At 50.7% G+C, this 12893-nt stretch carries 13 protein-coding genes and 1 other annotated feature; of the genes, 8 read left to right on the forward strand and 5 right to left on the reverse strand.

Annotated features, from left to right (window positions below; all coding sequences use genetic code 11):
• Positions 1-193: 193 nt before the first annotated feature.
• The 3 genes from clpB to rluD all read right to left on the reverse strand — a co-directional run bounded on the left by clpB (position 194) and on the right by rluD (position 4605).
• A complete protein-coding gene (gene clpB, locus OGY08_RS00795; RefSeq protein ID WP_286565384.1) occupies positions 194-2767 on the reverse strand; it encodes an ATP-dependent chaperone ClpB in 2574 nt (857 codons plus the stop codon).
• 129 nt (positions 2768-2896) lie between these two features.
• Entirely contained in the window at positions 2897-3628 is a 732-nt protein-coding gene (gene yfiH, locus OGY08_RS00800) for a purine nucleoside phosphorylase YfiH (RefSeq protein WP_219013488.1), read from the reverse strand.
• Positions 3625-4605 (reverse strand): 23S rRNA pseudouridine(1911/1915/1917) synthase RluD, encoded by a 981-nt coding sequence (gene rluD, locus OGY08_RS00805; protein WP_003826464.1) that lies wholly within the window; start codon positions 4603-4605, stop codon positions 3625-3627. The genes yfiH and rluD overlap by 4 nt, the downstream gene beginning before the upstream one ends.
• Before the next feature lie 131 nt (positions 4606-4736).
• On the opposite strand from rluD, the gene bamD reads away from it, so the two are divergent.
• From bamD to pheA, 4 genes are all read left to right on the forward strand, one after another.
• Positions 4737-5474, forward strand: coding sequence for an outer membrane protein assembly factor BamD (gene bamD / locus OGY08_RS00810; RefSeq protein WP_003826460.1), 738 nt, complete (start codon positions 4737-4739; stop codon positions 5472-5474).
• A gap of 269 nt (positions 5475-5743) precedes the next feature.
• Positions 5744-6082: a ribosome-associated translation inhibitor RaiA gene (gene raiA / locus OGY08_RS00815; protein ID WP_003031244.1), complete on the forward strand. Its 339-nt coding sequence runs from the start codon at positions 5744-5746 to the stop codon at positions 6080-6082.
• Positions 6083-6184: 102 nt separating this feature from the next.
• Positions 6185-6310 (forward strand) — a sequence feature (Phe leader region).
• On the forward strand, positions 6186-6233 hold the full coding sequence (gene pheL, locus OGY08_RS00820; protein WP_100250063.1) for a pheA operon leader peptide PheL: 48 nt from the start codon (positions 6186-6188) through the stop codon (positions 6231-6233). (Overlaps the previous feature by 48 nt.)
• A gap of 22 nt (positions 6311-6332) precedes the next feature.
• The gene (pheA, locus tag OGY08_RS00825) at positions 6333-7493 is read left to right on the forward strand and encodes a bifunctional chorismate mutase/prephenate dehydratase (RefSeq protein ID WP_003826458.1); all 1161 of its coding nucleotides are present in this window, start codon (positions 6333-6335) and stop codon (positions 7491-7493) included.
• Between the two features lie 96 nt (positions 7494-7589).
• Here pheA and tyrA read toward each other — a convergent pair whose 3' ends face one another.
• Positions 7590-8711, reverse strand: a complete 1122-nt coding sequence (tyrA, locus tag OGY08_RS00830; RefSeq protein WP_003826456.1) for a bifunctional chorismate mutase/prephenate dehydrogenase — start codon at positions 8709-8711, stop codon at positions 7590-7592.
• A gap of 10 nt (positions 8712-8721) precedes the next feature.
• The gene (aroF, locus tag OGY08_RS00835; RefSeq protein ID WP_032944601.1) at positions 8722-9792 is read right to left on the reverse strand and encodes a 3-deoxy-7-phosphoheptulonate synthase AroF; all 1071 of its coding nucleotides are present in this window, start codon (positions 9790-9792) and stop codon (positions 8722-8724) included.
• Between the two features lie 215 nt (positions 9793-10007).
• Here aroF and OGY08_RS00840 point away from each other — a divergent pair, with 215 nt between their 5' ends.
• The 4 genes from OGY08_RS00840 to OGY08_RS00855 all read left to right on the forward strand — a co-directional run bounded on the left by OGY08_RS00840 (position 10008) and on the right by OGY08_RS00855 (position 12773).
• A complete protein-coding gene (locus tag OGY08_RS00840) occupies positions 10008-10382 on the forward strand; it encodes a DUF2799 domain-containing protein (RefSeq protein WP_008785516.1) in 375 nt (124 codons plus the stop codon).
• A 158-nt stretch (positions 10383-10540) separates the two neighbouring features.
• A complete protein-coding gene (gene yfiR, locus OGY08_RS00845; protein ID WP_032944603.1) occupies positions 10541-11059 on the forward strand; it encodes a regulatory sequestration protein YfiR in 519 nt (172 codons plus the stop codon).
• The gene (dgcN, locus tag OGY08_RS00850) at positions 11052-12278 is read left to right on the forward strand and encodes a diguanylate cyclase DgcN/YfiN (RefSeq protein ID WP_003826449.1); all 1227 of its coding nucleotides are present in this window, start codon (positions 11052-11054) and stop codon (positions 12276-12278) included. The genes yfiR and dgcN overlap by 8 nt, the downstream gene beginning before the upstream one ends.
• 12 nt (positions 12279-12290) lie before the next feature.
• The gene (locus OGY08_RS00855; protein ID WP_032944605.1) at positions 12291-12773 is read left to right on the forward strand and encodes an OmpA family protein; all 483 of its coding nucleotides are present in this window, start codon (positions 12291-12293) and stop codon (positions 12771-12773) included.
• Positions 12774-12893: the final 120 nt, after the last annotated feature.

Here is a 12893-nt window from a genome sequence, read left to right on the forward strand (position 1 = left end):
CCCCGCTGACCCGGCGGCTTGTAATCCGTTGTTCCGTGTCAGTGGAGGCGCATTATAGGGAGTTATTTCAGGCTGACAAGTTAAAAATATAAAAAACTTATCAAGCGATTACTTTTCAATCAATACGTCCGTTTTCGCCTGGATTTTAAACAAAAACGAGCCCCGCAGGGCCCGTTTATTGTTGTTTTGTGACTTACTGCACTGCCACTATGCGATCGTCATTCACTTCCAGACGAATCGTTTTGCCCGGAATCAGTTCACCAGACAGAATTTGCTGCGCCAGCGGGTTTTCGATCTGCTGCTGGATAGCACGTTTCAATGGACGCGCGCCATACACCGGATCGTAACCATTCGCGCTCAGCAGTTTAAGCGCCTCGTCAGAAATATGGATTTCATAGCCACGCTCTTCCAGACGTTTGTACAGACGCTGCAACTGGATCTGAGCAATAGAAGCAATATGCTGCTCACCCAACGGATGGAATACAACAACCTCATCTATACGGTTGATGAATTCCGGGCGGAAGTTGTGGCTCACGACGCCCAGCACCATATCTTTCATGTGACCGTAATCCAACTCGCCGAAGCGTTCCTGGATCAGATCGGACCCCAGGTTCGAGGTCATGATGACAACCGTATTACGGAAGTCGACCGTTCTCCCCTGTCCGTCAGTCAAACGACCATCGTCAAGCACCTGCAGCAGAATGTTGAACACATCCGGGTGTGCTTTCTCCACTTCATCCAACAAGATGACGGAGTAAGGACGACGACGTACTGCTTCCGTCAGGTAACCACCCTCTTCATAACCGACATATCCCGGAGGTGCCCCGACCAGACGAGACACGGAGTGTTTCTCCATAAACTCGGACATATCGATACGCACCATTGCATCGTCACTGTCGAACATATAGTTTGCCAGCGCTTTGCACAGTTCGGTTTTACCGACACCGGTTGGACCAAGGAACAGGAATGAACCAATCGGACGATTCGGATCGGACAAGCCCGCGCGGCTACGACGGATGGCATTAGAAACGGCTTCCACCGCTTCGTTCTGACCAATCACGCGGCTGTGCAGCTCCTGCTCCATACGCAACAGTTTTTCTCGTTCGCCTTCCAGCATGCGAGCAACTGGGATCCCGGTCCAGCGCGCCAGCACCTCAGCAATTTCTGCATCCGTAACTTTATTACGCAGCAGACGCATGGTTTTGCCTTCAGACTGGGTGGCTGCTTCCAGCTGTTTTTCCAGTTCAGGAATTTTGCCGTACTGCAGTTCAGACATCCGCGCCAGGTCGCCAACGCGGCGCGCCTGTTCGATGGCGATTTTTGCCTGCTCCAGCTCAGCCTTGATAGTTTGCGTTCCCGAGAGCGAGGCTTTTTCAGCTTTCCACTCTTCCTCTAATTCAGAATACTGGCGCTCTTTGTCATCCAGCTCTTCGTTGAGCATATCGAGACGTTTTTTACTTGCCTCATCAGACTCTTTCATTAATGCCTGCTGTTCCAGTTTGAGCTGGATAATACGGCGGTCGAGTCTGTCGAGTTCCTCCGGCTTGGAGTCAATCTGCATACGAATGCTGGATGCCGCTTCGTCAATAAGGTCGATAGCTTTATCCGGCAACTGACGATCGGCAATATAGCGGTGAGACAGCGTAGCTGCCGCAACAATCGCCGGGTCAGTAATCTGCACATGATGGTGCAGTTCATAACGTTCTTTCAGGCCACGCAAGATTGCGATGGTGTCTTCCACTGAAGGTTCAGCCACAAACACTTTCTGGAAACGACGTTCCAGCGCCGCATCTTTTTCGATGTACTGGCGATATTCATCAAGCGTTGTGGCGCCTACGCAGTGCAGTTCCCCGCGAGCCAGTGCTGGTTTCAGCATGTTCCCGGCGTCCATTGCGCCATCGGCTTTACCCGCCCCAACCATGGTATGCAATTCGTCGATAAACAGAATGACGTTGCCTTCCTGTTTCGAGAGATCGTTCAGCACACCTTTTAAACGTTCTTCGAACTCACCACGATATTTGGCCCCAGCAACCAGCGCGCCCATATCCAGCGCCAGTACACGACGGCCTTTTAAGCCTTCCGGCACTTCACCATTGATGATGCGTTGGGCCAGCCCTTCAACGATGGCGGTTTTACCGACGCCGGGTTCACCGATTAACACCGGGTTATTTTTAGTACGACGTTGCAGCACCTGAATGGTACGGCGAATTTCTTCATCACGGCCGATGACCGGATCGAGTTTGCCCTGTTCGGCACGTTCGGTCAGATCGACGGTATATTTTTTCAAGGCCTGACGTTGGTCTTCAGCCCCCTGGTCATTCACGCTTTCACCTCCACGCATTTGTTCAATTGCCTGAGTGATATTGGCGGTCGTCGCGCCTGCTGATTTTAATAAGTCGGTCAGCGTACCGCGTGACTCAAGCGCCGCCAGAACGAACAGTTCTGACGAAATAAAGTTGTCCCCACGTTTTTGCGCCAGCTTGTCGCAAAGATTAAGTACACGCACCAGTTCCTGAGAAGGCTGCACATCGCCACCGGTACCTTCTACCTGTGGCAAACGGCTCAACGCCTGGTCAATGGCTGTACGTAACTGGCCAGCATTAATGCCAGCAGACGTTAATAAAGGACGAACCGATCCCCCTTCCTGATTCAGCAAGGCGCTCATTAGATGAAGTGGTTCGATGAATTGATTGTCGTGCCCCAATGCGAGTGACTGGGCATCGGCAAGAGCAAGCTGGAATTTATTAGTAAGACGATCCAGACGCATAACTCCTCCCATAACAGGTCAAAATTGCTACTGGAGATTAAATGAGGTCATCCCTCAATTATTCAAGGTGAATGACCTGAATTATGTGAAAAGAAAATTACACGTACCGGATCGTCTTGATTCTTTAGGTTATATCAGCCAAATAAAACTTGCCATACGACCCGTGGTATTGTCGCGACGATAAGAGAAGAACGTCTCACTTTCGCTGAAGGTGCAGCGGTCGCCGCCGTGGATGTTCTCTACCCCGACACTGGACAGACGCTGGCGCGCAAGCTGGTAGATATCCGCCAGATACTTGTCGCCACGCGGTACAAATGCGAGGTCCGCTTGCGGATCTTTCGTCATGAACGCCTCGCGGACTTCTGGTCCAACTTCAAACGCGTTTGGACCTATCGCCGGGCCTAGCCAGGCAATAATGTTTTCAGGTTTGTCGGCAAAATACGCCACCGTCTCTTCCAGCACGCCGGCGCATAATCCGCGCCAACCCGCATGGGCCGCAGCAACTTCGGTTCCGGCACGGTTGCAAAACAACACCGGCAAACAATCAGCGGTCATCACCGCACACACGGTACCCGGCGTGTTGCTGTACGACGCATCTGCGCGTTTGCAGGCGTAAGGCTCGCCGGTCAGTTTCAGGACATCCTTACCGTGGACCTGCTCCAGCCAGACTGGCTTTGACGGCAGATTGCCCGCAGCAAACAGTCGTTTGCGGTTCTCTTCAACATGTTCCGGGTTATCGCCGCAATGGGCGCCCAAATTCAGCGAATCGTAAGGCGGCATACTAACTCCGCCAATACGGGTAGAACTACACGCCGCGACACCTTGCGGTATCGGCCACTGCGGGACAATTAGCTTATTCATAGCCAGGCAATATCATCCTTATGTTCTTCGAAATCAGCGCGCATCACTTCAATCAACTGCACCATATCTTGTGGGATCGGCGCATGCCATTCCATTTCGATACCGGAAATCGGGTGATACAAACGCAGCATGGTCGCGTGCAGCGCTTGACGGTCGAACTTACGCAGTACGGAGATGAATTCGTCAGAAGCGCCTTTCGGTGGACGTGGACGACCGCCGTAAACCTGATCGCCCACCAGCGGATGAGTGATATGTGCCATGTGCACGCGGATCTGGTGCGTACGTCCGGTTTCCAGACGCAACCGCAGACGCGTGTGCACACGGAAGTGTTCCATAATGCGATAGTGCGTTACCGCCGGTTTCCCCATTGGGTGTACCGCCATGTGCGTACGCTTGGTCGGGTGACGGCTAATCGGTTCCTCAACGGTTCCGCCAGCAGTCATGTGACCAATTGCCACGGCTTCGTACTCACGGGTAATTTCGCGCAGCTGCAACGACTCCACCAAACGTGTTTGCGCTGGAACCGTTTTTGCCACCACCATTAATCCGGTCGTGTCTTTATCCAGACGGTGCACGATACCTGCACGAGGAACATCCGCGATTGGCGGGTAGTAATGCAGTAACGCATTCAATACCGTACCATCAGGATTCCCGGCGCCCGGATGCACTACAAGGTCACGGGGTTTGTTGATGACAAGAATGTCGTCATCTTCATAAACGATATCCAGTGGGATATCCTGAGGTTCAAAACGAACCTCTTCATCAATTTCTGCATTGATGGAGACACGCTCTCCACCCAACACTTTTTCTTTCGGTTTATCGCAAAGTTGGTCATTTACCAGTACGCGCTGGTCGAGGATCCATTCTTTTATGCGCGATCGCGAATAATCAGGGAACAATTCGGCCAAAGCCTGATCTAAGCGTTGACCGAGCTGATTTTCGGAGACTGTTGCGGTGAGTTCTACTCGTTGTGCCATAAACTGCTTCTTCGTTTAACGTTGGGTTTTACGGCTTTGCCGTTTAATATAGTGTGCTATTGTAGCTGGTCTTAACCGGGAGCAGGAACAGAGAATCTCCCGTATTACATTTTGAGGAAAGTCAAAACGTCATGACGCGCATGAAATATCTGGTGGCAGCAGCCACGTTGAGCCTGTTTTTGGCGGGTTGCTCTGGTTCAAAGGAAGAGGTGCCCGATAATCCGCCAAATGAAATCTACGCGACTGCTCAGCAAAAGCTGCAGGACGGTAACTGGAAACAGGCAATAACGCAATTGGAAGCGTTGGATAACCGTTATCCATTTGGACCGTATTCTCAGCAGGTGCAATTAGATCTCATCTACGCCTACTACAAAAACGCCGATCTGCCACTTGCTCAGGCTGCCATCGATCGTTTTATCCGTCTTAACCCGACACACCCTAACATTGATTATGTCATGTATATGCGTGGCCTGACCAATATGGCGTTGGATGATAGCGCACTGCAAGGATTCTTTGGTGTTGATCGTAGCGATCGCGATCCGCAACATGCCCGAGCTGCGTTTAATGACTTTTCCAAACTGGTGCGTGGGTATCCGAATAGCCAGTACACCACTGACGCCACCAAACGTCTGGTGTTCCTGAAAGACCGCCTGGCGAAGTATGAATACTCCGTTGCAGAATACTACACTGCCCGCGGCGCATGGGTTGCAGTGGTAAACCGTGTGGAAGGCATGCTGCGCGACTACCCGGATACCCAGGCAACACGTAATGCCCTGCCGTTGATGGAAAACGCTTATCGCCAGATGCAGATGAATGCGCAGGCTGAAAAAGTCGCGAAAATCATTGCCGCCAACAGCAGCAATACCTGATTTGCCTCAGAATGCAAAACGGCAGCCCAAGGGCTGCCGTTTTTTTATCCGTTAACGCCACAACTGAAGCGGTTTAGCTCCGACGCATCCCATCAAATATGGCCTGCTTTCAGGTATTCCTCAAGTAAAAAATCGCCTGTTCCTGCTGTGCCTCACAAAAAGGTTTTCTTGACAAAAAGCGACAAAATAATGTGATTTAGATCACACATTTTGACATTAGGAACGGTATGCTGGAATCACCAAGACGGGAAAGACAAGAGGTAAAATTTATGACAATGAACATTACCAGTAAACAAATGGAAATTACTCCGGCAATTCGCCAGCATGTCGCAGACCGTCTCGCCAAACTAGAAAAATGGCAAACTCATCTGATTAATCCACATATCATTCTGTCTAAGGAGCCACAGGGTTTCATTGCTGATGCCACCATCAATACACCGAACGGACATCTGGTCGCCAGCGCAAAACACGAGGATATGTACACCGCAATTAACGATTTGATCAACAAGCTGGAACGGCAGCTCAATAAAGTGCAGCACAAAGGCGAAGCCCGTCGTGCAACAACTTCAGTCAAAGACGCCAACTTCGTCGAAGCAGAAGAAGAGTAGTCCCTTACATTGAGTGTATCGCCAACGCGCCTTCGGGCGCGTTTTTTGTTGACAGGGTGAAAACAGTACGGGTACTTTACTGACGTAGCCAAAGGAAAATTACATGAAACTTGTCCCGTTCTTCTTCGCATTCTTTTTTACCTTCCCCTAAATGGGAGGCGTTTCGTCGTGTGATAAAGAATGCGAAGACGAACAATAAGGCCTCCCACAACGGGAGGCCTTTTTTATTGATAACAAGAAAGGCAACACTATGACATCGGAAAACCCATTGCTGGCGCTGCGCGATAAGATCAGCACGCTGGATGAAAAATTACTGGCCCTGCTGGCTGAGCGACGTGGACTGGCCGTAGAAGTTGGTAAAGCCAAACTGCTTTCGCATCGTCCGGTTCGTGATATCGACCGTGAACGTGACCTTTTGGACCGACTCATTCAGCTTGGCAAAGCACATCATCTTGACGCTCACTACATTACTCGCCTGTTCCAGCTCATAATCGAAGATTCCGTCCTGACTCAACAGGCTCTGCTCCAGCAGCACCTGAACAAAATTAACCCACACTCCGCGCGCGTGGCCTTCCTTGGGCCAAAAGGGTCATATTCTCACCTCGCAGCACGTCAATACGCTGCCCGCCATTTTGAACAATTTATTGAAAGCGGCTGCGCAAAATTTGCCGATATCTTTAATCAGGTCGAAACCGGACAGGCTGACTATGCTGTGGTTCCGATTGAAAACACCAGCTCCGGTGGGATTAACGACGTTTACGACCTGCTGCAGCACACCAGCCTGTCTATCGTTGGCGAGATGACCATTACGATAGACCACTGTGTACTGGTGTCTGGCACGACGGATCTTGAGACTATTGAAACGGTATATAGCCATCCGCAGCCGTTCCAGCAGTGCAGCAAGTTCCTGAATCGCTACCCGCACTGGAAGATTGAGTACACTGAAAGCACCTCTGCGGCGATGGAAAAAGTTGCGCAGGCTAACTCACCGCGCGTGGCGGCCCTGGGGAGCGAAGCCGGAGGCGTACTGTATGGATTGCAGGTTCTCGAGCATATTGAGGCTAACCAGTCGCAAAACATCACCCGCTTCGTGGTGCTGGCACGCAAAGCAATCAATGTTTCCGATCAGGTTCCGGCAAAAACAACCCTGTTGATGGCGACGGGGCAACAAGCCGGTGCGCTGGTTGAGGCGCTGCTGGTACTGCGTAACCATAATCTGATTATGACTAAACTGGAGTCACGCCCGATTCACGGCAATCCGTGGGAAGAGATGTTTTATCTTGATATCCAGGCCAACCTGGAGTCGCCCCAGATGCAAAAAGCATTGAAAGAGCTGGGTGAGATTACGCGTTCGATGAAAGTACTGGGATGCTATCCAAGTGAGAACGTGGTGCCAGTCGATCCGAGCTAACGTTTGGCAATGCCGGATGGCGCTACGCTTATCCGGCCTACGGTTCATACGATTTTTGAAGGCCGGATAAGGCAAACCCGCCATCCGGCATCTTAATTAAGGACGGCTGTCATTCGCCTGGCGTAACAAAGTACGGCTTTCACTCTGGAAGCGTTTCGCATAATCGCCAAACCAGTGCTCCACCTTACGGAAGCTGTCGATAAACGCTTGCTTATCGCCCTGCTCCAGCAAACCTATTGCCTCGCCAAAACGTTGGTAGTAGCGTTTAATCAGCGCAAGGTTGCTCTCAGACGACATAATAATATCAGCATAGAGCTGCGGATCCTGGGCAAACAGACGGCCAACCATCGCCAGTTCAAGGCGGTAAATCGGCGAAGAGAGTGCCAGCAGCTGCTCCAGTTGAACGTTCTCTTCCGCTAAATGCAGACCATAAGCAAAGGTCGCAAAGTGACGCAGTGCCTGAATAAACGCCATGTTCTGGTCATGTTCAACGGCGCTGATCCGATGCAGTCGCGCACCCCATACCTGAATCTGTTCCAGAAACCACTGATAAGCTTCCGGCTGACGTCCGTCACACCAAACGACGACCTGCTTGGCCAGACTGCCGCTGTCCGGACCAAACATTGGGTGTAACCCCACCACCGGGCCATCATGTGCAGCCAGCATCGCCTGCAAAGGACCATTTTTCACCGAAGCCAGATCCACCAGGATGCAGTCAGACGGCAGACGAGGTAGTTTGGCGATCACCTGCTCGGTGACGTGGATCGGCACGCTGACGATCACCATGCCGGCATCAGAGACGATCTCCGGCGCGCGATCCCAGTCCTGCTGTTCCAGGATCCGCACCTGGTAACCTGACAGGGTGAGCATTTTTTCGAACAGACGCCCCATCTGACCGCCGCCGCCGACAATCACCACCGGCCGCAGAGAAGGACAAAGCGTTTTAAACCCTTTGTCGTTCTCACTGGAGTAGGACTCACGCATAACGCGGCGTAGCACATCTTCAATCAGGTCCGGCGGCACGCCAAGGGCTTCCGCTTCCGCGCGACGAGAGGCCAGCATAGAGGCTTCCCGTTCCGGCACGTAGATCGGCAGCCCAAAGCGGCTTTTTACTTCACCAACTTCGGCAACCAGCTCCAGGCGGCGTGCCAGTAAATCCAGCAGTGCCTTGTCGACTTCATCAATTTGATCGCGTAATGCGGTCAATTCAGCAACCATAACCAACCTCTTATGCTACACGCGCCGACAGCTGGCCGCTTAAATCCTGGCTAATTTCACGCAGCAGCGCATCCGTCATTTCCCAGCTAATGCAGGCGTCAGTTACGGATACGCCGTATTTCATTTCGCTGCGCGGCTGTTCGGAAGACTGGTTGCCTTCGTGAATATTACTTTCAATCATCAAGCCAATGATCGAGCGATTGCCATCTTTGATTTGTGCAATCACGGATTCAGCCACGGCAGGCTGACGGCGGTAATCTTTATTGGAATTACCATGACTGCAATCTACCATCAGAGAAGGTCGTAGTCCCGCCTGCTCCATCTCTTTTTCGCACTGGGCGACATCTGCCGGGCTGTAGTTCGGCGCTTTACCCCCGCGCAAGATCACGTGACCGTCCGGATTCCCCTGTGTTTGCAGCAGTGCAACCTGCCCGGCCTGGTTAATACCGACAAAACGGTGCGACTGCGCAGCCGCACGCATGGCGTTAATGGCGGTCGCCAGGCTACCGTCGGTACCATTCTTAAAGCCAACCGGCATCGAAAGACCGGAAGCCATTTCACGGTGAGTCTGCGATTCCGTAGTACGGGCACCGATTGCGGACCAGCTAAACAGATCGCCCAGGTATTGCGGGCTATTTGGATCCAGCGCTTCAGTTGCCAGCGGCAGTCCCATATTTACCAGTTCAAGCAGCAGCTGACGCGCAATTTTCAGACCTGCTTCAACATCAAAAGAGCCATCCATATGAGGATCGTTAATTAACCCTTTCCAGCCGACAGTGGTACGGGGTTTTTCAAAATAGACGCGCATTACCAGGTAGAGGCTATCGCTGACCTCTGCGGCAAGGGCTTTAAATCGACGAGCATACTCAATCGCCATTTCAGGATCGTGAATGGAGCATGGGCCACATACGACCAGCAGGCGCGGATCGCGACCGGAGATAATATCTGAGATGGTTTTACGCGACTGGGCGATTTGCGCCTCTTGCTCCTGGCTCAGCGGAAATTCAGCTTTCAGCTGCTCCGGAGTCATCAGAACCTGTTCGTCGGTAATATGTACGTTGTTCAGCGCGTCTTTTTGCATGATGGTGATCCTGTTTAGCTCGTTTGCGATAGTTGATCCTCAGCGAGGAGGAAATAACGATATCACAACAGGTAAAGATTTCAATCCACAATCCGTAAATTTTAATTTACATGGTGTTATTTTAAGGCAAAAACAGCCCTTATGAATGTACATTTAAATTTACACCACCGAGTTTTCAGATCCACTATGCTTAAAAAAACGAAGGAGCACAGGCAATGAAGCAACTCATCAGCATCTTGTTTCTATTACTTCTTAGCGGATGTCAGATAGACCCCTACACCCATGCCCCTACCTGGACTGGTACCGACTGGTACGACGCCGGGATACAAGATGCCATTTCGGGTTATGCCGTTAAAGATAATGAAACGCTTGCCGACAACTACAATGACCCCGACGTCGATCGTACGGAATACCTTAAGGGTTACGCCGAGGGGCAACGTAAAACCTGCCAGCAGGATTTTGTTTATGCCAGAGGCCTGACCGGGAAAACTTTTCCGCCCAGTTGCGATACTGTCGAAAATGTTGACCAGTTACACAGCGCCTGGCAGCAAGGGGCAAACGAGGGTGCTGCCTCGATAAGGTTAAATTAAACAATGGTTTATATTTTATAAACCATTAAGATTTAACTTAAATCACCAATAGCATTATTCCAGGAATAATGACGGCTTAGGAAAATAATGTTATTTTGTTGCAAACAATCTTGAATGTATTTCGACGTTTTACAGCAAACGCTGGTAGGTAACTATTCATGAGCTATTCTTACCGACTCATACTTCTACTGGCACTGCTCCTGACCGGATTACCGCTGTATGCCCAAAGCGTTACGGAAGAAGCAAAATCTGTACGCGCTATGGTTTCCGGCATCGTCAGTTATACACGCTGGCCTGCACTTTCCGGCCCCCCAAAACTGTGTATTTTCTCTTCATCGCGTTTTTCCAGTGTCCTGAAAGATACCAGTGCAGGCGCATTACCCTATCTTCCCGTCATCATCCGTAAGGAACAAGAAATATTAGTTTCGCAGTGTGACGGTTTTTATTTTGGAAAAGAATCCCCTACTTATCAGGTGGAATTAAAGAATAAATATCCGACTAAGGCATTGTTATTAATTGCTGAACAGAACCCCGAATGCGTTATTGGCAGCGCCTTTTGCCTCATAATTAAAGACGAAGATGTGAGATTTTCCGTAAATATGGATTCCCTTTCACGCAGCGGCGTAAGGGTCAGTCCAGACGTATTGATGCTTGCACGGAATAATAAGCATGGATAAGGGTCATTCTCCCATAGCACGCCCGACGTTTAAGCGAACATTACGGCGTATCAGCATAATCAGCGTTCTGGTAACCATGATGCTGATCTGGCTGCTGCTCAGCATTTCTTCCGTGCTGGCATTAAGACAGTATGCGCAAAAGAATCTGGATCTGACTGCCGCTACCATGACCCGTACGCTCGAAGCTGCATTAGTCTTTTCTGATAGTGTTGCAGCAACTGAAACGCTGGCGGCACTGGGTCAGCAGGGGCAATTTTCCGTTGCAGAAGTTCGTAATAAAAACCAGAAGGTGATCGCCACCTGGCGCTATAACGCGCAGGATACCACTGAAAAGATCAGCGGGATGATCAGCCACTGGCTGTTCCCACAACCGGTCACTCAGCCGATTTTGCATAATGGCAACGTCATCGGCGAAGTACGATTGACTGCGCGCGATAGCGTTATCAGTCATTTCATCTATTTGTCGCTGGCCGTCCTTACCGGGTGCATTCTGTTGGCATCCGGTATTGCATTAATGCTCACTCGCTATTTACACAATGGCGTTGTGGATGCACTGCAAAACATTACCGAGGTGGTACATGATGTTCGTACCAACCGTAACTTTTCACGGCGCGTATCAGAGGAACGCATTGAAGAGTTTCATCTCTTTGCCCTGGACTTTAATAGTCTGCTGGACGAGATGGAGGAGTGGCAACTTAAACTGCAGGCAAAAAACGCTCAGCTGTTGCGTACTGCACTACATGATCCTCTGACGGGTCTGGCAAATCGCGCCGCATTTCGCAGCAGCATTAATGCCTTAATGAATGATGATGCCGCCCACAGCAGCTCGGCATTGTTATTCCTTGATGGCGACAATTTTAAATTTATTAATGATACCTGGGGCCACGCAGCGGGGGATCGGGTCCTGATTGAAGTCGCAAAAAGGTTATCCGAGTTTGGGGGGAGTCGCCATTACCCATACAGACTTGGCGGCGATGAGTTCGCCATGGTGCTGTACAGCGTTCATTCTGAATATGAGGTTCAGCGGATCTGCGCGGCACTGTCACAAGAGTTTAACCGACCTTTTGACCTGCATAATGGTCATCTGGCAAGCATGACGCTCAGCATCGGGTTTGCGCTGACGTGGGAACATGCCTCTGCCGAAAAATTACAAGAACTTGCCGATCAAAATATGTATCAGGCTAAACATTTGCGTTCTGAACGCATTATTAAAAAATAAGGAATTACACACATGCTAAAACGTTTATTATCCCCGTTTCTTCTGCTTTTACTGATTCTGGCTGGCTGTCAGGCACCTCAGGGAAAATTTACCCCAGAGCAAATTGCAGCCATGAAATCATACGGATTTACTGAAGCATCAGGAGACTGGTCTCTCGGCCTGTCTGACACTATCCTGTTTGACAAAAATGACTATAAACTCCGACCTGAAAGTGAAAAACAGATCAAGGAAATGGCATCCAAACTGGCAGCTACCGGGCTTAATCATGCTCGCCTGGATGGTCATACTGATAACTACGGCGAAGACAGCTACAATGAAGCTCTGTCACTCAAACGCGCTAATGTCGTTGCCGATGCCTGGGCGCAGGGCGCTAATATTCCCCGCAGCAACCTGACTACTCAAGGACTCGGGAAGAAATATCCCATTGCCAGCAACCAGACATCAAAAGGTCGCGCTGAAAACCGCCGCGTGGCGGTCGTGATCACGACACCATAATCGTCCCCCAACTGGCTGCGCACCGCGCAGTCCTTCCATTGCCATAAAGAACAAAAGAGTAAACGTCTGGATAAAAAAAGGGCCAGCCTTTCGGCCAGCCCTTTTCTAACAGGATGTCGC

This window comes from Citrobacter sp. Cpo069, from assembly GCF_030332785.1.
Lineage (GTDB): Bacteria > Pseudomonadota > Gammaproteobacteria > Enterobacterales > Enterobacteriaceae > Citrobacter > Citrobacter portucalensis.

Coding starts and splice junctions, on each gene's coding strand:
- bamD (WP_003826460.1), top strand. CDS start 4,737: ATGACGCGCATGAAATATCTGGTGGCAGCAGCCACGTTGAGCCTGTTT.
- pheA (WP_003826458.1), top strand. CDS start 6,333: ATGACATCGGAAAACCCATTGCTGGCGCTGCGCGATAAGATCAGCACG.
- raiA (WP_003031244.1), top strand. CDS start 5,744: ATGACAATGAACATTACCAGTAAACAAATGGAAATTACTCCGGCAATT.
- aroF (WP_032944601.1), bottom strand. CDS start 9,792: ATGCAAAAAGACGCGCTGAACAACGTACATATTACCGACGAACAGGTT.
- OGY08_RS00855 (WP_032944605.1), top strand. CDS start 12,291: ATGCTAAAACGTTTATTATCCCCGTTTCTTCTGCTTTTACTGATTCTG.
- rluD (WP_003826464.1), bottom strand. CDS start 4,605: ATGGCACAACGAGTAGAACTCACCGCAACAGTCTCCGAAAATCAGCTC.
- dgcN (WP_003826449.1), top strand. CDS start 11,052: ATGGATAAGGGTCATTCTCCCATAGCACGCCCGACGTTTAAGCGAACA.
- tyrA (WP_003826456.1), bottom strand. CDS start 8,711: ATGGTTGCTGAATTGACCGCATTACGCGATCAAATTGATGAAGTCGAC.
- yfiR (WP_032944603.1), top strand. CDS start 10,541: ATGAGCTATTCTTACCGACTCATACTTCTACTGGCACTGCTCCTGACC.
- yfiH (WP_219013488.1), bottom strand. CDS start 3,628: ATGAATAAGCTAATTGTCCCGCAGTGGCCGATACCGCAAGGTGTCGCG.
- clpB (WP_286565384.1), bottom strand. CDS start 2,767: ATGCGTCTGGATCGTCTTACTAATAAATTCCAGCTTGCTCTTGCCGAT.
- OGY08_RS00840 (WP_008785516.1), top strand. CDS start 10,008: ATGAAGCAACTCATCAGCATCTTGTTTCTATTACTTCTTAGCGGATGT.